Here is a 21648-nt window from a genome sequence, read left to right as displayed (position 1 = left end):
GGCTGTTCCCGCCTTCTCCCATGTTCTGCACACCACCACGGAGACACAATGAACGCACCCCTCGACCCCTCCCAGCTGCAGCCATCCGAGCCGGAGCACGCCATCTCGCTCGACGACAAATGGACGCTCGAACGCGGCCGCGCCTTCATGACCGGCACCCAGGCCCTGATCCGCCTGCCGATGCTGCAGCGCGAGCGCGACCTCAAGGCCGGCCTGAACACCGCCGGCTACATCACCGGCTACCGCGGCTCGCCGGTCACCGCCGTCGACCAGACCGCGATGAAGGCGAAGAAGCACCTCGACGCCCACCACGTGAAATTCCATCCCGGGATGAACGAAGACCTGGCGGCCACCGCCGTCTGGGGCACCCAGCAGACCAATTTGTACAAGGATGCCAACTACGACGGCGTGTTCGCCATGTGGTATGGCAAGGGCCCGGGCGTAGACCGCTGCGGCGACGTTTTCAAGCACGGCAACAACGCCGGCTCGGCCAAGCACGGCGGCGTGCTGGTGCTGGCCGGCGACGACCATGCGGCCAAATCCTCGTCCACCGCGCACCAGTCGGATCACATCCTGACCGCCTGCGGCATCCCGGTGCTGTACCCGTCGTCGGTGCAGGAATACATCGACTACGGCCTGCACGCCTGGGCCATGAGCCGCTACACCGGCCTGTGGGTGTCGATGAAGTGCGTCACCGACGTCATCGAATCCGGCGCCGTGGTCGACCTCGACCCGGACCGCGTGCAGACCGTGATCCCCACCGACTTCGAAGTCCCCGAGGGTGGCCTGAACATCCGCTGGCCCGACGCCGTGCTGGACCAGGAAGTCCGCATGAACAACCACAAGTGGTATGCGGCCCTGGCCTATGCCCGTGCGAACAAGCTAAATAAAATCATCTGGGACAGCCCGATGCCGAAGATCGGCATCATCACCGCCGGCAAGAGCTATGTCGACACGCGCCAGGCGCTGGCCGACCTCGGCATCGACGAGCAAGCAGCCAGCGACATCGGCATCCGCCTCTACAAGATCGGCATGACCTGGCCGCTCGAATCCGAAGGCGTGCACGACTTCGCGCGCGGCCTCGACGAAATCCTGGTCGTCGAAGAAAAGCGCCAGGTGATGGAGTACGCGCTCAAGGAAGCGCTGTACAACCTGCCCGACGGCGAGCGTCCGCGCGTGGTCGGCAAGTTCGACGACACCGGCGAGTGGAGCAACAAGGACCGCAAGGGCCACGGCGACTGGCTGCTGCCGGCCACCTATGAACTCAATCCGGCCCAGATCGCGCGCGCCATTGCTTCGCGCATCACGCACTACTGCGCCGGCCATCCGGTGGCCGAGCGCGTGCGCGAACGCATCGCCTTCCTCGAAGCGAAAGAGCTGGTGCTCAGGAACATCCCGGCCAAGGCGAATCCCGAGACCGACCGCATCCCTTACTTCTGCTCGGGCTGCCCGCACAACAGTTCCACGAAAGTGCCGGAAGGCTCGCGCGCCATGGCCGGCATCGGCTGCCACTACATGGTGCTGTGGATGGACCGCGAAACGTCCACCTTTACCCACATGGGCGCCGAGGGCACGACCTGGATCGGCCAGTCGCCGTTCACCAGCGAGAAGCACGTGTTCGTGAACCTGGGCGACGGCACCTACTTCCACTCCGGGATCCTGGCGGTGCGCGCGTCGGTGGCGGCCAAGGTGAACATCACCTACAAGATCCTCTACAACGACGCGGTCGCCATGACCGGCGGCCAGAACGTCGACGGCCCGCTCGACCCGGGCATGATCACGCGCCAGATCGCCGCCGAAGGCGTGGGCCCGATCATCGTCGTCACCGACGAACCGGACAAGTACCCGAGCGACTATGACTGGGCCGCCGGCGTGACCGTGCGCCACCGTTCCGAGCTGATGGACGTGCAGAAGGAACTGCGCGAACTGCCGGGCGTCACCGCCGTGATCTACGACCAGACCTGCGCCTCCGAGAAGCGCCGCCGCCGGAAGGCGAGCGCCAACGGGGCGCTTGCCGGCGGTTACCCCGACCCTGCCAAGCGCGCCGTCATCAACGAGGCCGTGTGCGAAGGCTGCGGCGATTGCTCGGTACAGTCGAATTGCCTGTCGGTCGAGCCGCTGGAAACGGAACTGGGGCGCAAGCGCCAGATCAACCAGTCCTCGTGCAACAAGGACTTCTCGTGCGTGTCCGGCTTCTGCCCGAGCTTCGTCACGGTGGAGGGCGGCGGCTTGAAGAAGCCAAAGCCGGCGGCGCAAGCCGTCGGCGCCGCGGCTGCTTCTCCTCCAAGCCTGCCTGCGCCGCGCATCCCGGAAATTGGCGCACCGTTCGGCATCCTGGTGGCCGGCATCGGCGGCACCGGCGTGGTGACCGTCGGCCAGATCCTGGCGGTGGCGGCCCACGTCGAAGGCAAGGGCGCCATCGTGCTCGACCAGTCCGGCCTGGCCCAGAAGGGCGGCCCGGTGATGTCGCACGTGCGCCTGGCCCGGCAGCAGTCGGACCTGTATTCCACCCGCGTCGGCACCGGCAGCGCGGACCTCGTGATCGGCTGCGACCAGATCGTCGCCGCCAGCCGCGATGCGCTCTCGCGCATGGGCGAAGGCCGTACCTGGGCCGCCGTCAACAACACCGGCGCCACCACCGCGGCATTCGTGAAGAACCCGGACTGGCAATTCCCGGCCGAGGGCTCGCGCGGCGCCATCCTGCAGGCCTGTGGCGCGGACAACGTCGACTTCATCGACGCCGGCCGCATCGCCACTGCACTGCTGGGCGATGCGATTGCCACCAACATGTTCATGCTCGGCTACGCCTTCCAGAAGGGCCGCGTGCCTTTGAGCGAAGCGGCGCTGATGAAAGCCATCGAGCTGAACGGCGTCTCGGTGCCCTTCAACAAGGCCGCCTTCCACTGGGGCCGCACGGCCGCGCACGACCTGGCATCGGTGAGCCGGCTGGTCACGCCGGCCAAGGTGGTGGAATTCAAGCGCACGCAAACGCTGGACGAGTTGATCGCCCGCCGCGTCGAGCTGCTCACCGCTTACCAGAATGCCGGCTATGCCGCGCAGTACAAGGCCTTCGTGGATGGTGTGCGTCTTGAAGAAGCGAAGCTGGGCAAGGGCACGCGCCTGACCGAGGCGGTGGCGCGCTACCTGCACAAGCTGATGGCCTACAAGGACGAGTACGAGGTCGCACGCCTGCACACCGACCCGGCCTTCCGCGAAAAGATCGCCAACATGTTCGAGGGCGACATCACCGTGAAATTCCACCTGGCGCCGCCGCTGCTGGCGAAACACGACAAGGAAGGCCGCGCGATCAAGCAGGAATACGGCCCGTGGATGCTGAAGGTCTTTGGCGTGCTGGCCAAACTGAAAGGGCTGCGCAACACCCCGTTCGACGTGTTCGGCTATACCGAGGAGCGCAAGCTCGAGCGCGCGCTGATCGCCGACTACCGCGCCACCGTGGGGGCACTGCTGCCCAAGCTCTCGGGCGAGAACCTGGCCCAGGCGGTGGCGATTGCCAGCATCCCGGAAGACATCCGCGGTTATGGCCACGTGAAGGCGCGCCATTTGAAGACGGCGAAGGAGAAAGAGGCGAATCTGTTGTCGGCTTTCCACAACCCGGCGCCGGCCACCCGCGCTGCCTGATCCGCCGCTCGGCGTCGCTTTGCGCGCCTGACTACGCCGGTGCTGGCACTCTGCCAACCCGGCGTTTTTTTTTCGTCCAGGAAAACGTCAGGATGTGAAAGTTATGCAAAATAAATTTAAAAAAAGCAATCGTGCGCTCTTCTCAAAGTGACAAGCTTGTCTTACTCTTTCTTAACAAACTTGTCCATTACTTAACGAATACCATGAAGACGACAACCACTTCCAAGGGTCAGATGACCACTTCGCTACGCCTGATCTGCGCCGCCGTCGTGGCCGCATCCGCGCTTGCCGCCTGCGGTGGTGGCGGCGGCGGTGGTGGTGGTGGTTCGACCACGAATCCGCCGGTCGGCACGAACCCACCGGTAACGAACCCACCGGTAACGAACCCACCGGTAACGAACCCACCCGTAACGAATCCGCCGGTAACGAATCCGCCGGTCGCCAGCAACCCGACCGGCCCGGCCAACCCGACCGCGCCTGATCCGGACATCGCGACCCTGGGCGACGCCTTCGACACCTACTGGAACTACTGCGCCACCCCGCGCACCGGCACCGATCCCTACACCGGCAAGGCCTATCCGGACAAGCAGGGCACCCTGCGCGACGAGCTGACCTTCCTGCGCGCCTGGTCGGACCAGTACTACCTCTGGTACAACGACATCCCGACCGACTTCAAGATGGCCGATTTCGCCAAGCCGGTCGACTACTTCAGCAAGCTGCGCTCGTCACGCGACAAGGACGCCTACCACTTCACGTATCCGTCGGCGGAGTGGGATAAGCTGAGCAATTCCGGCATCGAACTGGGCTATGGCTTTGCCCTGGCGATCGACCAGGCCCAGGCGCCGCGCAACTGGATGCTGACCATCGTCGAAGCGAATTCGCCGGCCAGCCGGGCAGGCCTGCGCCGTGGCGACCAGGTGATCCGGGTCGATGGCGTCGACCTCGTCAACGCTACCGAAGCCGCACAGGTGGCGACCCTGAATGCCGGCCTGTTCCCGTCCGCCGTCGGCGAACAGCACAGCATGACGGTCAAGCGCGCCGGTGTCGAGATGACGGTCACCCTGACGGCGCAAGACGTGCAGGCGCTGTCGGTGAAAAACACCAAGGTGATCGAGACCGCGACCGGCAAGGTCGGCTACCTGAGCTTCGAGAACCACAACGCGGTGGCGGAGCGCCAGCTGATCAATTCGTTCAATTCCCTGAAAGCGCAAGGCGTGAACGACCTGGTGCTGGACATGCGCTACAACGGCGGCGGCCTGCTGAACATCGCCAGCGAGCTGGCCTACATGGTGGCCGGCCCGACGTCGCAAGGCCAGGTGTTCGAGCGCCTGGTGTACAACAACAAGATCGAAGCCAAGCAGTCTTCCGAGATCATCCGCTTCGAGCCGACCGCGTATGGCTTCGCCGCCGGCACGGACAGCGTCGCGAAGGGCACGGCCCTGCCTTACCTGGGCCTGCGCCGCGTCACCGTCCTGACCTCGCCGGGCACCTGCTCGGCCAGCGAAGCGGTGATCAACGGCCTGCGCGGCATCGACGTCGAAGTCAACGTGATCGGCGGCCAGACCTGCGGCAAGCCGTACGGCTTCACCCCGGTCCCGAACTGCGGCACGACCTACTTCTCGGTCGAGTTCCAGGGCGTGAACGCGAAGGGCTTCGGCGACTACGCGAACGGCATCGCCCCGACCTGCGCCGTGGCCGACGACCTGACCCGCGAACTGGGCGACCAGAACGAAGCCATGCTGGCAACCGCCCTGAGCTACCGCGCCAACGGCGTCTGCCCGGCCCAGGCCCGCAGCTCGGCACAGGCGATGAAGGCACGCTACCCGATCCAGTCTGCCCCATCGCAGATCGCGGTGTATCACAAGGCACGTTGATCGAGCGCGCAGCGTGAGCTGCGCTGTCCGGCACAACGATGCGCCACCTTCGGGTGGCGCATTTTTTTGGCCGGTGCCTACATTAATTTGTCAGCACCGCCACGATCACCATGACGGCGCCAGCACCAAGGTCCAGGCCAGGATCGTCAATTCGGTCGTCATCGTTTTCTCCATTGATTGTCAATACGGCCGACGATAGCAAGGCGCAGGTCAAGCATCTGTGGGCACGCGAACACGACTATAATTTTCTTCTTTGCATCTCGCTTTGTATCTTCCTTCTGCCGGAGCCCCTTCGATGATTCGTTCTGCGTTACTGCTTGCCCTGCTTGCCGCCTCACCTTTTGTCCACGCTGCCCCGGACCTGACCACCATCTCCGAGCGATCCGGCTTCCAGGCCACCGGCCGCTACGACGAAGTCGTCAAGCTGTGCGCCGACTTCCAGAAGGCCTACCCCAAGCAGGTGAAGTGCATCGAATTCGGCCGCACGCCGGAAGGCCGCCCGATGCTGGCGCTGGTCGTGACCCGCAGCGGCGCGTTTACCGCGCAGGCGGCGGCCAAGGCGAACCTGCCGGTGACGCTGATCCAGGGCGGCATCCACGCCGGCGAGATCGACGGCAAGGACGCCGGCTTCCTGGCGCTGCGCGAGATGCTCGAAGGCCGCCTGGCCAAGGGCGCGCTCGACAAGCAGGTCCTCCTGTTCGTCCCGGTCTTCAACGTCGACGGCCACGAGCGCTTCGGCCAGTGGAACCGCCCGAACCAGCGCGGCCCGGTCGAAATGGGCTGGCGCACCACGGCCCAGAACTTCAACCTGAACCGCGACTACGTGAAGGCCGACGCGCCCGAGATGCAGGCCATGCTGGCGCTGGTGAACGCCTGGGACCCGCTCACCTACGTCGATTTGCACGTGACCGACGGCGCCAAGTTCCAGCACGATGTGTCGATCCAGGTCGAGCCGGTGTACTCGGGCGACCCGGAATTCCGCAAGGCCGGCCTGGCGCTGCGCGACAACGTGATCGCCGATATCGCAAAACAGGGCTCGACCCCGCAGTCCTACTACATGTCCTTCGTGAAGACCGACGACCCGATGTCCGGCTTCATGGACGGCGTGTCGGACCCGCGCTTCTCGACCGGCTACTTCCAGCTGCGTAACCGCATGGCGATGCTGGTCGAGACCCACTCGTGGAAGGATTACCCGACCCGCGTGCGCATCACCCACAACAGCTTCGTGTCGGTGCTGGAGCAGGTGGCGAAGCACGGCAAGGAATGGCAGCAGGCCGCGCGCGCGGCCGACGCGCGCGCCGCTCAATTGAACGGCGCGCTGGTGCCGCTGACCTGGCGGACCACCGACAAGGAGACCATGGTCGACTTCAGCGGCTACGAATACACGCGCACGCCGTCGGATGTCTCGGGCATCCTGATGACGCGCTACGACGAAAGCAAGCCGCAGGTCTGGCGCGTGCCGCTGCGCGATGAAGTGGTGGCCGATCTGCAGGTGGCGGCGCCGCGCGCCGGCTACATCGTACCGGCCGCGCATGCGGCGATGGTGGCTGCCAAACTGACCCAGCACGGCATCGCCTTCCGCAAGCTGGACAAGGGCATCGACCGCTTCGAGGCCGAGACCTTCCGCGCCGACAAGGTCACCTTTGGCGTGAAGTCGCTCGAATCGCACCAGCGTTTGACGGTCGAAGGCAATTGGAAGGCGGAGGCAAGGGGCGTGGGCCGCGGCGCCCTGTTCGTGCCGATCGCCCAGCCGAAGGCGCGCCTGGTGATGGCGATCTTCGAGCCGCAGGCGCCAGACTCGCTGCTGGCCTGGGGCATGTTCAACAATGCCTTCGAAGCCAAGGAGTACATGGAGGAATACGTGGCCGAAGACGTGGCGCGCGAGCAGATGGCCGCCGACCCGGCCGTCGCCGCCGAGTTCAAGCGCCGTATCGACAGCGATCCGGCGTTTGCCAAGAACCCGCACGCGCGCCTGGAATTCTTCGCCCGCCGCCATGCATCGTGGGACGAGCGTTTGAACCTGTACCCGGTGCTGCGCGCGAACGTGGCGCCGTAAAAAATGGCCGGGTCATCCCGGCCGTTGTACGTCGCGCCGTAAAAGATGGCCGGGTCATCCCGGCCGTTGTAGGGTGGGCACTTGTGCCCACGCGGTATGGCACGGGTGCGTGTCGAAACGCTTTTTCGATTTGCAACAGGGGTACAGCGTGGACACAGGTGTCCACCCTACGCACTTCAGTCGTAGGGTGGGTTCTCGAACCCACCTGGACGGTATCACCATGCTCACAATGGTGGGTTCAAGAACCCACCCTACGGCGCCGCACCTGTCTCTGGCAGCGACGTGAACACCACCGTGCCCACGCTCCCGTTCGCAGCGGGCACCAGCTGGTACACCCGGTCATACTCGTTGTCCGCAATCTCCGCCCCAGGCTGGCCGCCGAACAGCCGCACCAGCTCCGACAGCGTGTTCGAATGCCCGACCACCAGCACCGGCCCATTCAACGCCTTCACCTGCGCCACCAGCGCCTGCGGCTTGCGCGGGTCGTAAAGCGCCACCTCCACCTTATTCCGCTCGGCCAGTGGCTGCGCCGTCTGCCGCGTACGCTTGGTCGGCGTGCTGAAGATGTGGGCGATGCCCGCCTTGTTCAGCATCGCCGCAATGTTCTGCGCACGCTGCCGGCCCTGCGCCGTGAGCGCCGGGTCCTCGCCGGCCGCCTCCTTCTCGCCATGGCGCACCAGGTAGATGGCGGCAGGGTCGGCAAGGGCAGCGGCGGAAGACATCAAGGCAATGGCGAATGCGAAGACGGCGGACAGGCGTGGCAGCAGGGGCATGGATTCACCTCGGGTTGGATTCAGCAGATTGTAATACCGATAACGCGCGATACGCCGCGTTTTGAACTTACAATTCAACTTACAATCGCAGCATGGACCGTCACGCCCACACCGGATCGACCCTGCCATCCGGCCCGCGTTCGCTCGCGGCCCGGCGCCCCTTGCTGACCGCCTTTGCCCTGTCGCTCGGCGCCGCAATCTCTCTGGGCCTGACGCGCTTTTCGTATGCGCTGCTGCTGCCGCCCATGCGCGCCGACCTCGGCTGGTCCTACTTCCTGTCCGGCGCCATGAATACCGGGAACGCCCTCGGCTACCTGCTCGGCGCCCTGGCCACGCCGGCCCTGATGCGGCGTTACGGCGCGCAAACCGCCCTCGTCGGCGGCGCGATCCTGGCCAGCCTGTTCATGCTGCTGTCCGGCTTCGTGGTCGACGCCGGCCTGCTGATCGGTCAGCGCATCCTGGCCGGTATCGCCAGCGCCTTCATTTTCATCTCTGGCGGGCTGCTGGCGGCAAGGCTGGGATTGCTGCACCCCGAACGTTCCGGCCTGCTGCTCGGGATCTATTACGGCGGCACCGGCCTGGGCATCGTCGCGTCCGCGTTGCTGGTGCCGCTGGCGATGGACAGCGCCGCCGCCCGTGGCGTACCGCACACCTGGCAATGGGCCTGGATGGCACTGGCCGCGCTCTGCCTGCTGGCGACGCTGGCGATGCTCAAGCGTGCACGCCAGGTCGACGGCGCCCCGGCCAAGGCGAGCGGGCAGGGCGGCTTCAGGCTAAAACCTTTCGGTTTCGGTCTGGCCGGCTACCTGATGTTCGGCGTCGGCTACATCGGCTACATGACCTTCGTGATCGCCCTGCTGAGGGAACAGGGCATGGGCGCCGGCACCATTACGCTGTTCTACGCCATGCTGGGCCTGGCCGTGATGGCGTCGTCGCGCATCTGGGCGCGCATGCTCGACCGTTTCAAGGGCGGGCAGGCGATGGCGATGTTGAATGGCTTGCTGGGCGTGGCGACCATCCTGCCGGCACTGACCAGCTCACCGGCGCTGATGTTCGTTTCGGGCCTGATGTTCGGCGCGATCTTCCTGTCGGTGGTGGCCTCGACCACGGCCCTGGTGCGCCACAACCTGCCCCAGCATGCGTGGTCTTCCGGGATCAGTGCGTTCACGATCGTGTTCGCGCTGGGCCAGATCGTCGGCCCGTCGGTCATCGGCTGGATTGCCGACGGCCCTGGCGGCCTGCAGCACGGCCTGGTGTTTTCCGCAATGGCGCTGTTTGCCGGGGCACTGCTGGCGTCGCGCCAGCGGCCCCTTGGGAACTGAAGAGTTACAGCTGAAATTACAGCTGAAATTAAAGCTGACTAAGCGAAATCGTATTCGCCACCGGCGTCGAGCAAGGCTCTTCGTCAAAGGCGATATCGCCCAGCGGATTCGGCACGCCATCGGTCTTCAGGTCGACAAAGCCGAACAGGTTCCGGTCCTGCAAATGCGACGGCACCACCGTCGATAGCGACGAGAACACGCTCTCCACGCGCCCCGGATGCTTCTTTTCCCAGTCGCGCAGCATGGCCTTGATCTGCTTGCGCTGCAGGTTTTCCTGCGAGCCGCACAAATCGCACGGAATGATCGGAAAGCCCTTCACCTCGGCATAGCGCTCGGTGTCGGCTTCCTTCACATAGGCCAGCGGGCGGATCACCATGTGCTTGCCGTCGTCGGACACCAGCTTGGCCGGCATGCCCTTCAGCTTCCCGCCAAAGAACATGTTCAGGAAGAAGGTCTCGAGGATGTCGTCGCGGTGGTGGCCGAGGGCGATCTTGTTGCAGCCGAGTTCATCGGCCACGCGGTACAGGATGCCGCGGCGCAGCCTGGAACAGAGCGAGCAGGTGGTTTTACCCTCCGGGATCAGGCGCTTGACGATGCTGTAGGTGTCCTGGTTCTCGATGTGGTACGGCACGCCCAGTTTATCGAGGTAGGCCGGCAGCACTTCCGGCGGGAAGTTCGGCTGCTTCTGGTCGAGGTTCACCGCCACGATATCGAAATGGATCGGCGCGCGCTCGCGCAGCGTCATCAGGATGTCGAGCAGGGCGTAGCTGTCCTTGCCGCCGGACAGGCAGACCATCACCTTGTCGCCGTCCTCGATCATGTTGAAGTCGCCGATGGCCTGGCCGACCAGGCGGCACAGGCGCTTGTGCAGCTTGTTGTTTTCGTAGGTAATTTTTTCGGCCTTCTTGGCGTCCGCGCCTTCGGCAGACAGCTCATTCGATACGGCACCATTCAATACTGCACTCATGCTTCTTCCTTGATTTTGAATACTTCCACGCCGACGCCTTCGCAGTCGGGATACACGTCCGGCTTCATCGTCGACAGGCCCACGGCGCGCACGCGCGGGTGGGCCAGCAGGGCCTGCACCAGGTCGTCGACCAGGGTTTCCTGCAAATGCACGTGGCCCTGCGCCATGCGCTTCGCCACCGTCTCGCGCATGAAATCGTAGTCGACCACTTCGTCGAGCTGGTCCGCTGTCGGCGTCGATTCGGCCAGCGGGATGTACAGGTCGACGTTGATCAGCACGCGCTGTTCGCCCTTTTTCTCGAAGTCGTGGACCCCGATGTTGATCATCACTTCGTAATTGCGCAGGAACAGCCGGCGGCAATCGCGCAAGCTCGGGTGGGTCAGGGCGGACAGCATAAGGAGCCTTGTTAAGTTCTGGGTAGGTTATTTGGTAAGGAACATCACGTCGCGCGACAGTGGCAGCAGGTGCTGGCCGCCGTCGACCACCAGGGTAGTGCCGGTCAGGGCGCGCGCCGCGGCCGCGTACACGACGGCGCCGGCAATATCCTCCGGCGTCGAGGAGCGTCCCAGCGGCGTGGCCGTGTGCGCCTGGGCGAAACCCGCTTCGCTCTGCTCGCCCGACACCATGGTGATGCCGGGCGCCACGCCGACGATGCGCAGGCGCGGCGCCAGCGCCTGGGCCAGCATGGTGGTGGCGGTCTCGAGCGCCGCCTTCGACAGCGTGTACGACAAAAAATCCGGGTTGAGATTGTACAGTTTCTGGTCCAGCAGGTTGATCACCACCGCCTGCCCGTTTTCCGGCGTGGCCGCGTGCAGGGCCTGGGCCAGCAGCAGGGGCGCAGCCAGGTTGGCGCTCATGTGGGCACTCAGCAAGGCCGGAGAAAATGTCGTGGCGTTGTCGTATTCGAACAACGAAGCGTTATTCACGATGCAAGTGATGCGGCCCAGGGCGGCGGCCGCGCGGCCGGGCAGGGCGCGCACCGCCGCTTCGTCGGCGAGGTCGCATTGGAGCAGAGCGGCGCGCCGGCCAAGGGCGCGAATGGCGTCGGCGACTTCCTCGGCTTCGCGCTCGGAATGCCGGTAATGGACGGCGACGTCCCAGCCGGCGGCGGCCAGGCCGAGGGCGATCTCGCGGCCGATGCGCCGGCCGGCGCCGGTGACGAGCGCAGTCCGTGTCGGGTGATGCGGCGTTGTGTCATGCATGGTCATGGATGCGAGCAGTATGGCTTGCCTGAAATTGTTGAACCCTGCCGATCTGGCTACAATGCCGGAATGTCCCTACCCCTTCCCGACAGCGACGCGCTGGCAGCGTCCCACGCCTTGCAGCAACTGATTGCCCTTGAAATCGAACAGCAGGGCGGCGCGATTGCCTTTTCGCGTTTCATGGAGCTGGCGCTGTACGCGCCCCGGCTCGGCTATTACAGCGGCGGCGCCGCCAAGCTGGGCGCCGATGGCGATTTCACCACCGCGCCCGAGATCACGCCCCTGTTCGGCGCGGCGCTGGCGCGCGCGGCAGCCGCTATTATCGCCCAAAGCGCGCCCAACATCATCGAATTCGGGGCCGGCACCGGCAAGCTGGCGCGCGACGTGTTGACGGCCCTGCAAGCCGATGGCGTTCAGGTAGACAGCTACACCATCATCGAACTCTCGGGCGAACTGTGCGCGCGCCAGCAGGAAGCGCTGCGCGATTTCCCGCAGGTGCGCTGGATCGACGGCTTCCCGGATGCGTTCAGCGGCGTGGTGCTGGCCAACGAGGTGCTCGACGCCATGCCGATCGAGCTGGTCGTCAAGACGGCTCAGGGCTGGCGGCGCCAGATGGTTACCGTCGAGGCCGGGCGTTTTGCTTACGTCCAGCACGAACCCGATGCGGCACTGATGGAGCAGCTGGCGCGCCAGGTGCCAAGCGCCGACACGCTGCCGGAAGGCTACCTGACCGAGATCCACCCGGTCGCCTGCGGCTTCATGGCCTCGCTGGCGCAGATGTTCAAAGGTGGCAAAGGCGCAGCCCTGCTGTTCGACTACGGCTTCCCGGCCCACGAATACTATGTCGACCAGCGCAGCGGCGGCACCCTGATGTGCCATTACCGTCACCATTCCCACCCGGAACCCTTCTATTTGCCCGGCCTGCAGGACATCACCGCCCACGTCGATTTCACGGCCATGGCAGTCGCCGCGCAGGACGCCGGCCTGGACGTGCTGGGCTACACCAGCCAGGCCGGCTTCCTGCTTGGCTGCGGCATCGGCGAGCTGCTGATGCGCACCGATCCGGAAGACGCGATACGCTTCCTGCCGCAGTCGAAGGCGGTGCAGAAGCTGGTGTCGCCCGCCGAAATGGGCGAGCTGTTCAAGGTGCTGGCCGTGGGCCTGGGAGTGGAACTGCCGGCGGCGTTGCTGCAGGCCGACCGCAGCCACAGGTTATAAGACTAAATCTTGCTTTAGAGACACAAGTCCGGCTATGCTGTGCCGATGAGCCGGGCCTCGTTTCGGCTATCATCTAGACTGAAATCCGGAACTGACATCCGTAGCTGAAATCCGGAACTGAACAGACGCTTCCGCCTTACCGACCCCAGCGCAGACCATGGCCAAGATCCACACCCATTACGACAACCTGAAGGTGGCGCGCGGTGCGCCCGGGGAAGTCGTGCGTGCGGCCTACAAGGCGCTGAGCCAGAAATACCATCCCGACAAGAATCCGGGCGACGAAAAGGCCGCCCGCATCATGGCGATCGTCAACACCGCCTACAACACTCTGTCCGACCCGGTGCGCCGCAAGGAGCACGACGAGTGGATTGCGGCCGAGGAGTGGGAAGTCGAATGGCTGGAAAGCAGCGGCGAAGAGGGCGGACGGACGCGCGAGGGCGGCTGGGAAGCCCCGCCGGCGCTGGCCCTGGCGCGCCCCAGTGTGCTGCGCAGCCCGGCATGGTGGCTCGGCATCCTGGGCGGCGTCACCGTCGGCGCCGGCGCGGTGTTTCTGCTGCTGCAGCCTGTCGGCATGCTGCCGTCGGCGCTGGCCTTCCACGCCAAGCCGGCTGCTCCCAGGACCGAGAGCGCAGCATCCACGCCGTCTTCTGCACCGACTCCCGCGCCGGTAGCCGAGGCCGAACCCGACGTCTGGGCCGGCCTCGACGGCGCGCGCCTGCCGGCCAGCCAGGTCAAGGCCCTGGCCGTGACCCAGCTGGTGGTGCCGCCGCGCCAGCCCGACTGCGCCACCGATCTCGCCACGCCCGGCGCGCCGAACGGCGAACCCTGGCCGGCCGACTCCGGCTACATCGCCGGCTATCCGATCGGTAACCAGGGCAAGGAAATGTCGGTGGTGGTCGACAACAGCGCCAACGAGGCGCCGGTCTTCGTCAAGATCCACGACCTCGACCGCCGCTCGAACGTGCGCCATGCCTACGTGGAGTCGCACGCCACCCTCACCATCGACGCACTGGCCGCCGGCCGCTACGAAGTGCGCTACCAGAACGTGGTCACCGAGGCCGCGCACGCCGCCTGCGCCAGCGCCAAACCTCTGCGCCAGGCCTTATAAGACAAGCTTCTGTCTCATTTTCCCCATCGGCCGCCCGCTTTTATGGCAGGCCCTGACCCGATTTAACTAATTCTTTTCCCTGCCGTAATATACTTGGTTGCGCAGCGGCCAACGTAGTCGCGCCGGCCTGCCGAGCCCGGCATGCAATCAGGCCCACCCCGCGGCCGAACGGAAAACAATTCTCATGAATGAACTAGACGGCCTCACCGCACTCCTGATCGAGCCCCATGCCGGGATGCGTGCGAACATCCACAGCATGCTCGCCATGTGCGGCCTGACCCGCATCGACCACGCCAGCAGCGCCAACCTCGCCGTCAAGCAGCTCGGCCTGAAAAGCTTCGACCTGGTGCTGTGCGAATACGACCTGGAAGGCGGCCAGGATGGCCAGCAGCTGCTGGAAGACCTGCGCCACCACAAGCTGATCTCGCTGTCGACCATGTTCTTCATGGTCACCGCCGAGGGCGACTACGGCAAGGTGGTCAGCGCCGCCGAGCTGGCCCCGACCGACTACATCCTGAAACCCTTCACGGCCGACCGCCTGCTGGACCGCATCGCGCGCGCCCTGGAGCGGCGCAACGTGCTGCTGCCGGTCTACCGCCTGATGGAAGCCGGGGCCCAGCACGAAGCCATCGAGGCCTGCATCGAGGGCGAGACCGTGTACCCGCGCTACACCGTCGACTTCCTGCGCCTGCGTGCCGAACTGCACCTGTTCCTGGGCGAAGCAGCCCAGGCCGAGCCGATCTACCGCAGGCTGGCCGAAAGCCGGGCGATCGCCTGGGCCCGCCTGGGCCTGGCGAAAACCCTGTACCTGCGCGAGGAATACGAGGAAGCCGGCAACCTGCTCACCGAACTGGTGCAGACCAACACGAATTTCGTCGACGCCTACGACTGGCTGGCGCGCACCCATACCGCCATGGGCGAGCTGGAGAAATCGCAGCAGGTGCTGACGAAGGCGGTGGCGGTCTCGCCGCATGCGGTGCGGCGCCTGCGCACGCTGGGCGAAGTCGCCTTCGAGGCGGGCGACAACGACACCGCCGAAAAGGTGCTGAAGCAGGTGGTCCACAAAGCCAAGTACTCGGAGTTTCGCGACCCCGAGGACCACGTGAAGCTGGTGCGCACCCTGGTGCGCAAGGGCGATCCGGTGGCGGCGGCTTCGGTGATCCGCGAACTCGACCGCTCGATGGGCGGACGCCAGCACGCCGACGCCTGCAGCGCGATTTCCTCGGCCCTGCTGCACGAATACACCGGCAACGAGGAGCGCCTGGCGCAAGCCCTGACGGCGGCGGTGGCGGCCAGCCGCGACATCCCGGCGATGTCCTCGGACTTGAAGCTGGAGCTGGCGCGCAGCTGCCTCGACCACAACATGGCCGAAGGCGCGGCCAGCATCGTGCGCGAGGTGATGCGCAACGCCAGCGACGCCACCGCCATGGACCGCGCCATGAGCGTGATGGCCCAGGCCGGCCAGGCGGAACTCGGCGCCAGCCTGGCCCAGGAAGCGCGCCAGCACGTGGTCGACCTGGTCGCCGGCGGCGCCGAGCGGGCCAAGAGCGGCGACTACATCGGCGCGGTCAGCCTGATGCAGGAAGCGGCCCTGCGCATGCCGGGCAATCCGCAGGTGGCCTTCAATGCCGCGCTGGCGCTGCTGCGCTGCCTGGAGCACACCAGCTGGGACGACAAGCTCGGGCAGCAGGCCCTGGCCCAGATGGCGGCGGTGCGCCGGCTCGACCCGCGCAACCCCAAGCTGCCGGCGCTGAGCGCGCTGCACCAGGCGGTACTCAAGAAATACGACAAGGGCGCACGCGCCAGGAAAGCCGGGTAACAGAACATGGCAGCAGTCCCTCCAGCCGCGGCCGCGGCGGCATCCCCGATCCAGGACGAACAGGCGACCCGCCGCGTGCGCGCGGCCCTGATGCAGAAGGTATGCGGCGAAGAAGAGATGTTCGCCCTCGGCAGCGCGGTGGCGCGCGTGATCGAACTGGCGTCCTCGGACGACCAGGGCACCCACGATCTTGCCTACTTCGTGCTGTCCGACCTGGCGCTGACCCAGCGCATCCTGCGCCTGTCGAACACGGTGCAGTACCGCACCGTGGCCGGCACCGTGGTCACCACGGTCTCGCGCGCAATCGCGCTGCTCGGCTTCGACAACGTGAAGACCACGGCGCTGGCGATGCTGCTGGTCGACACCCTCGACAACGGCGCCCACGCCGGCGCCGTGCGCGCCGAGCTGGAGGCGTCGCTGTGCGCCAGCCTGGTGGGGCGCGAGATGGCGCGCCTGTCGTTCTACCAGGGCGCCGAGGAAGCGGCCATCGGTGCGCTGTTCAAGAACCTGGGCGCGCTGCTGGTGGCCTCGCACGAGCATGAGCGCTACCGCGAGATCCGCCAGATCGCCGCCGCCGGCAAGCACACCCCGGCCCAGGCCTCGCAGCTGATCCTCGGCTGCAGCTACGACACCCTGTCGGCCGCCGTGCTGGCCGAATGGAAGATCCCCGACGTCATCGTGCGGGCCCAGGCGGCGCTGCCGGCAGGCACCCTGAAGGTGGCGGCGAACCGCGGCGAATGGATGCGCCAGGTGGCCTCGTTCAGCCTGGACGTGGCGCGCCTGCTGGCCAAGGTATCCGATCCCGCCGGTTCGCCCGAGGCGCGGGCGCTGCTGGCGCGCTACGGCGCCGCCTTCGAACTCGACGCGGCAGGGCTGGACCAGCTGTTCGCGAACGTGGCCGAGGGCATGCAGGGGCTGATGGAGAGCATGAATCTGCAGCCCCTGGCCATCCCGGAACCGGACGAAGGCGAGGGCTTGCCGAACGTGCTGCTGCTGGCCACGCTCGACGCCGGCGAAGAAGAAGCGGGCGCCCACCCGAGCGGCAAGCCGAAGAATGCGCGCGAGCTGCTGCTGGCCGGCGTGCAGGACGTGACGCAATTGCGCGCCGGCGGCACCGCGCGCCTGAACGACGTCATCCTGGCCGTGCTCGAAACCCTGTACAGCGCGCTCGGTTTTCGCTTCGCCACCGTCTGCCTGAAGGATGCGCGCCAGAACCTGTACCGCGCCCGCGTCTCGTTCGGCGAGGACCACGCGCGGGTGCAGGCCGGCTTCAGCTTTCCGGTGAGCGCCAATGGACCCGGGCGTGATTTGTTCCTGCTGGCGCTGGAAAACGACGCCGACCTGATGATCTCGGACGCCGCCAGCCCGAAGATCCGCGAATTGCTGCCCGCCTGGCACCGCACCTTGCTGCCGGACGCGAAAAGCTTCATCGTGCTGCCGCTGGTGGTCGGCAAGGCCCGGCTGGGCTTCTTCTATGCCGACCGCGCGGCGGTCGCGCCGGAAGGCGTGCCGCCCGACGAAACGGCGCTGATCCGCGCCCTCAAGCGCCAGGTACTGGCTGCGCTTGCCGCTGGATGAATTCGCGGAATTCCGACGCCGGCATCGGCCGCGCGAACAGATAGCCCTGGGCTTCGTCGCCCAGCTTGTCGCGGAGAAAACCCCACTGGGCCTGGGTTTCCACCCCTTCGGCCACCACGGCCAGGCCCAGCGCATGGGCCAGGCCGATGGTGGCGGCGACGATCACCGCGTCGTTCGGATTGTGCTCGATGTCCTTCACGAAGCCGCGGTCGATCTTGATGCGGTCGATTGCGAACAATTTGAGGTAGGCGAGCGACGAGTAACCGGTGCCGAAGTCGTCGATCGCCAGCTTGAAGCCGCGCGTACGCAGTTCGCGCAGCAGCTCGCGCGTGTTTTCCGGGTCGCGCATGGCGGCCGTTTCCGTGATCTCGAGTTCCAGCCGGGCCGGGTCGATGCCGTAGCGCGCCACCAGCTGGTCGAGCCGTTCGAGCAGTGCGCCGCCCGAGAACTGGCGCGCCGACAAATTCACCGCCAGGCGCAAGTGGTCCAGGCCGTCGCGCTGCCATTCGGCCAGCAAGGCCATGGCCTGGGCCAGCACCCAGTCGCCCAGCGGCACGATCATGCCGCTTTCCTCGGCCACCGGAATGAAGCGGCTCGGCTCCACGCTTCCCAGTTCGCTGTCGTTCCAGCGCAGCAGCACCTCGGCGCCGATCACGCGCCCGGTGTCGAGCGCCACTTGCGCCTGCAGGTGCAGGCTGAAGCCCTCGGCGTTCAGGGCGCTCCACATGCGGTTTTCCAGCAGCAGGTGCTCGTGGGTGGCCGCATTCATCGCCGGCGAGAAGAACTGGAAGTTGCCGCGTCCCTCGTGCTTGGCCGCGTACATCGCCATGTCGGCGTGGCGGATCAGGGTGGCGGCATCCTCGCCGTCGTCCGGGAACAGGGCCACGCCGACGCTGGCGCCGCTGTGCGCGGTATGCCCGGCCAGTTGATAGGGCTGGGACAGCGATTCCACCAGCCGCACCGCCACGCCGGTCACGCTGTCGGGCGTGAGCGGGCCGGCCAGCACGATGATGAATTCGTCGCCGCCCAGGCGCGCCAGGGTGTCGACGTCGCGCAGCAGGTCTTTCATGCGCTCGGCCGCGCCCACCAGCAGCTTGTCGCCGGCCGCGTGGCCGAGCGAATCGTTGATCTTCTTGAAGTGATCGAGGTCGATGAACAGCACCGCCGCCGGCTCGTTGTGGCGGCGCGCCGTGGCCAGTTGCTGCTCCAGGCGCACGTTCAGGGCCACGCGGTTTTCCAGGCCGGTGAGCACGTCGTGGTGGGCCAGGCGGTAGATGTGCTCCTGCGAGCGCTGCTGCTCGGTCAGGTCGCGCAGGATGCACACGAAAAACTGCTCGCGCTGGAGCTGGACCGGGGCCACCGAGATCGACAGCGGAAACACCTCGGCGCGCGCATTGCGGCCTTCCAGCACGCAGTCGTCGGGCGTGGACTGCGACAGGCGCGTGAGCTGGACGCTGGCGTCGCCGTCGACGCCGGCCGGCACCAGCGAGCCGAAGGGCAGGCCGACCAGGTGCTGGGCCGGGTAGCCGAACAGGCGCGCGGTGGCGGCATTCGCCGACACCACGGTGCCGTTCGCATCGACGGTGAGCATGGCGTCGGCCGCGTTGTCGAGGATGGCCTCGAGGCGCGCCTCGCGGTCGCGCAGGCGCGCGGTGCGGTCGAGTACTTGCGCTTCCACGGCGGCGCGCTCGCCGCTCACCAGCAGCAGCAGGGCGCCCAGCAGGCCGGTGAGCAGCAGGCCGGCCGACAGCATGGTCCAGCTGGCCACGCCGCGCTCGCTGGCGGCATAGGCGGCGGTGGGGTGGAAGGCCACCACGTAGCTGCGTCCGGCAAACGACAGGCCGACCCGGTATTCGTCGGGGTGGACGCGGTCGATATCGCCCACCAGCGGCAGCACGGCGCCGCCGGTGACGTCGACCAGCGACGCATGGAAGCCATCGAAGGCGGCGCGCGCGATCGCCTGCTCGAGCAGGATCTCGGCGTTCAGCACGAACATCACGGCGCCGCTGGCCGGCGCATCCGGGTCGCCCACCGAGCGGAACAGGCCGATGCCCAGGTCGCCACTCAACACCAGGCGGAAGGGTTCGGTCGCCAGCGGCGTGCGCAACAGGAGTGCGCGCGCCGCCGTCTCCGCGCGTCCGGGCGCGGTGAGAAAATCGACGCCGCGCAGCGCCGTGTTCGAGGGCGGCCAGGCATAGAGCACGGGCAGGTAGCGTTCGCGCAGGGGTGCCGGCTCCAGGCGCAGGCCGGGCGTGACGTCCAGGATGCCGGTAAAGGAAGCGTCGAGGGTGGCACGCACCCAGTCCTCGAAGCCGCCACGCTCGCTTCCCTTCACCGGCACCGCCCAGTTCACGCCCTGGATTTCCGGGCGGCCGTCGACATAGCCGCTGGCCACGCGCAGGAACTTGTCGCGCGCCAGGATGTGCTCGGTATCGGCCAGGGTGCGCGCAAAGGTGCCGACGAAGCGCACGTGCTCGTTGAACTCGGCCTGCAGCACGTCCGCCGTCTGTTGCGCCTTCAGGCGGTAGGGCTGCAGGTGCTGCTGGTGCTCCCAGCCGAGCGTGAGGCGGTAGATCGTCACCACTGCCGCGCTGGCCAGCAGCAGGGGAAAGCCGACGACCGGCGCACGCGCGCGCCACAGGCGGCGCGGCTGGCCGCACACGATCCAGCACAGGGGCGCCGCGAGCAGCACGCCGATGGTGTCGCCGGCCCACCAGCCCAGCCAGTTCAGCACGCGTTCCGGTTCGGTGATCGCGCCCAGCAGGTACAGCGAGGGCACCGCCACGCTGGCGCTGACCAGGCAGATCACGGGCGTGAGCAGCAGGAAGGCGAACACGTCGCGCCCGGAGTCGATGGCCGGGCGCATGCGGCGCCGGAACTGGCGCGCGCCGAGCCAGGCCTGCAGGGTGGCGCCAATCAGCTCGGCAAAGGTGGCCAGCAAGGCCTGCGCAAGAGAGAGGGCCGGATTGTCGAGGTGGCGCGGCAGGATCGCGACCAGGATGCCAAGCGCGATGCCGGGCAGCACGCGCACCCCCGCGGCGGTGGCCAGGGCCAGCGCCACGCCGGCCGGCGGGAACATGGGCAGGGCGTAGCCCGCCGGCAGCGCGAGCGCGTCCGCAACCAGCCGCGTAGCCACGTAGGCTGCGACGATCGCCAGGTTGGCCAGCAGCAGCGGCCGCCAACGCCAGCGGGGATAAGCAGGCTTCTTGGTGTCCATGCGCCCCGTATTTACAGATGCTTTAGGCGTACAGTACCGCAGCCCAAAAGCGCGCAGCGCACCGCTTGCGCATCGACTTGAAAAAAGACTCTTGCAGGTTTGCCGATGCTACGGTTACAATCACGCCCCGAAGCAACGCTGCTATTGAGCCAGGTTGGTAGTGATGGCAAAAATAGTTGACAGCATGTTGAGCTTGCTTCATACTCTGCGGTTCTTCGCGGTGGGGTGGCCGAGTGGTTAAAGGCAGCAGACTGTAAATCTGCCCTCTCTGAGTACGCTGGTTCGAATCCAGCCCCCACCACCAAAAAGAAGAAGTCGTGAAGTCGGATTGAAGTTGTAACTCGCGGGTGTAGCTCAATGGTAGAGCAGAAGCCTTCCAAGCTTACGACGAGGGTTCGATTCCCTTCACCCGCTCCAGTAAATTGCGGTGCAGTTTGTGTATCGCAAGTCATCANGTAACTCGCGGGTGTAGCTCAATGGTAGAGCAGAAGCCTTCCAAGCTTACGACGAGGGTTCGATTCCCTTCACCCGCTCCAGTAAATTGCGGTGCAGTTTGTGTATCGCAAGTCATCAGCCCTTGTAGCTCAGTGGTAGAGCACTCCCTTGGTAAGGGAGAGGCCACGTGTTCAATCCACGTCAAGGGCACCAGAATTTAACGCGGCAGTACAGTGTGCTCGTCCGTCAGGTGTGCCTGGTAATTCTCAAAATATCGTTAGGAGTCTCAAATGGCAAAAGGTAAATTCGAACGGACCAAGCCGCACGTCAACGTCGGCACCATCGGTCACGTTGATCACGGCAAAACCACCCTGACGGCTGCAATCGCAACCGTTCTGTCGAAGAAATTCGGCGGCGAAGCAAAAGCATACGACCAGATC

At 66.1% G+C, this 21648-nt stretch carries 14 protein-coding genes and 4 tRNA genes; 13 read left to right on the top strand and 5 right to left on the bottom strand.

The annotated features are described in order from the left end of the window. The first annotated feature begins 48 nt into the window (after positions 1-48). The 3 genes from QWL29_RS21445 (at position 49) to QWL29_RS21435 (ending at position 7569) form a co-directional block, all read left to right on the top strand. Positions 49-3639, top strand: a complete 3591-nt coding sequence (locus QWL29_RS21445) for an indolepyruvate ferredoxin oxidoreductase family protein (RefSeq protein ID WP_305824907.1) — start codon at positions 49-51, stop codon at positions 3637-3639. Between the two features lie 203 nt (positions 3640-3842). Then, a complete protein-coding gene (locus QWL29_RS21440) occupies positions 3843-5513 on the top strand; it encodes a S41 family peptidase (protein ID WP_305824906.1) in 1671 nt (556 codons plus the stop codon). A gap of 295 nt (positions 5514-5808) precedes the next feature. Further along, a complete protein-coding gene (locus QWL29_RS21435) occupies positions 5809-7569 on the top strand; it encodes a M14 family metallopeptidase (RefSeq protein WP_305824905.1) in 1761 nt (586 codons plus the stop codon). 251 nt (positions 7570-7820) lie between these two features. Here the strand turns inward: QWL29_RS21435 and QWL29_RS21430 are convergent, their stop codons facing one another. After that, the gene (locus QWL29_RS21430) at positions 7821-8342 is read right to left on the bottom strand and encodes a SixA phosphatase family protein (protein ID WP_305824904.1); all 522 of its coding nucleotides are present in this window, start codon (positions 8340-8342) and stop codon (positions 7821-7823) included. A gap of 92 nt (positions 8343-8434) precedes the next feature. Here QWL29_RS21430 and QWL29_RS21425 point away from each other — a divergent pair, with 92 nt between their 5' ends. Next, positions 8435-9664 carry a YbfB/YjiJ family MFS transporter gene (locus QWL29_RS21425; protein WP_305824903.1) on the top strand — a complete coding sequence of 410 codons (1230 nt, stop codon included), beginning with the start codon at positions 8435-8437 and terminating at the stop codon, positions 9662-9664. Between the two features lie 28 nt (positions 9665-9692). On the opposite strand, the gene ttcA is transcribed toward QWL29_RS21425, so the two are convergent. The 3 genes from ttcA to QWL29_RS21410 are packed head-to-tail and all read right to left on the bottom strand — an operon-like array spanning position 9693 to position 11839. Then, positions 9693-10631 carry a tRNA 2-thiocytidine(32) synthetase TtcA gene (ttcA, locus tag QWL29_RS21420; protein WP_305824902.1) on the bottom strand — a complete coding sequence of 313 codons (939 nt, stop codon included), beginning with the start codon at positions 10629-10631 and terminating at the stop codon, positions 9693-9695. Beyond that, positions 10628-11026: a dihydroneopterin aldolase gene (locus QWL29_RS21415; RefSeq protein WP_305824901.1), complete on the bottom strand. Its 399-nt coding sequence runs from the start codon at positions 11024-11026 to the stop codon at positions 10628-10630. The genes ttcA and QWL29_RS21415 overlap by 4 nt, the downstream gene beginning before the upstream one ends. A gap of 27 nt (positions 11027-11053) precedes the next feature. Then, on the bottom strand, positions 11054-11839 hold the full coding sequence (locus QWL29_RS21410; RefSeq protein ID WP_305824900.1) for an SDR family oxidoreductase: 786 nt from the start codon (positions 11837-11839) through the stop codon (positions 11054-11056). Positions 11840-11902: 63 nt separating this feature from the next. On the opposite strand from QWL29_RS21410, the gene QWL29_RS21405 reads away from it, so the two are divergent. The 4 genes from QWL29_RS21405 (at position 11903) to QWL29_RS21390 (ending at position 17556) form a co-directional block, all read left to right on the top strand. Beyond that, a complete protein-coding gene (locus QWL29_RS21405) occupies positions 11903-13051 on the top strand; it encodes a class I SAM-dependent methyltransferase (RefSeq protein WP_305824899.1) in 1149 nt (382 codons plus the stop codon). Between the two features lie 157 nt (positions 13052-13208). Then, positions 13209-14159: a J domain-containing protein gene (locus QWL29_RS21400; RefSeq protein WP_305824898.1), complete on the top strand. Its 951-nt coding sequence runs from the start codon at positions 13209-13211 to the stop codon at positions 14157-14159. A gap of 184 nt (positions 14160-14343) precedes the next feature. Next, positions 14344-15978, top strand: coding sequence for a tetratricopeptide repeat-containing response regulator (locus QWL29_RS21395; protein ID WP_305824897.1), 1635 nt, complete (start codon positions 14344-14346; stop codon positions 15976-15978). Between the two features lie 6 nt (positions 15979-15984). Further along, positions 15985-17556, top strand: a complete 1572-nt coding sequence (locus QWL29_RS21390; RefSeq protein ID WP_305824896.1) for an HDOD domain-containing protein — start codon at positions 15985-15987, stop codon at positions 17554-17556. Here QWL29_RS21390 and QWL29_RS21385 read toward each other — a convergent pair. Beyond that, a complete protein-coding gene (locus QWL29_RS21385; protein ID WP_305824895.1) occupies positions 17519-20773 on the bottom strand; it encodes an EAL domain-containing protein in 3255 nt (1084 codons plus the stop codon). The two genes, QWL29_RS21390 and QWL29_RS21385, sit on opposite strands and share 38 nt — an antisense overlap. Positions 20774-20992: 219 nt before the next feature. Here QWL29_RS21385 and QWL29_RS21380 point away from each other — a divergent pair. From QWL29_RS21380 to QWL29_RS21360, 5 genes are all read left to right on the top strand, one after another. Continuing rightward, positions 20993-21077, top strand: a tRNA-Tyr gene (locus QWL29_RS21380). 39 nt (positions 21078-21116) lie between these two features. Continuing rightward, positions 21117-21190 (top strand) — tRNA-Gly (locus QWL29_RS21375). Between the two features lie 45 nt (positions 21191-21235). Further along, positions 21236-21309, top strand: a tRNA-Gly gene (locus QWL29_RS21370). Positions 21310-21346: 37 nt separating this feature from the next. Next, a tRNA-Thr gene (locus QWL29_RS21365) sits at positions 21347-21421 on the top strand. Between the two features lie 77 nt (positions 21422-21498). Next, positions 21499-21648 (top strand): GTP-binding protein (locus QWL29_RS21360; protein WP_017455025.1); only part of this gene is annotated, 150 nt, incomplete at its 3' end.

This window comes from Massilia brevitalea (assembly GCF_030711405.1).
Classification (GTDB): Bacteria; Pseudomonadota; Gammaproteobacteria; order Burkholderiales; family Burkholderiaceae_D; genus Telluria; species Telluria brevitalea.
Note: the sequence above shows the minus strand (reverse complement) of the source record. Positions and strands in the feature narration are given on the sequence as shown.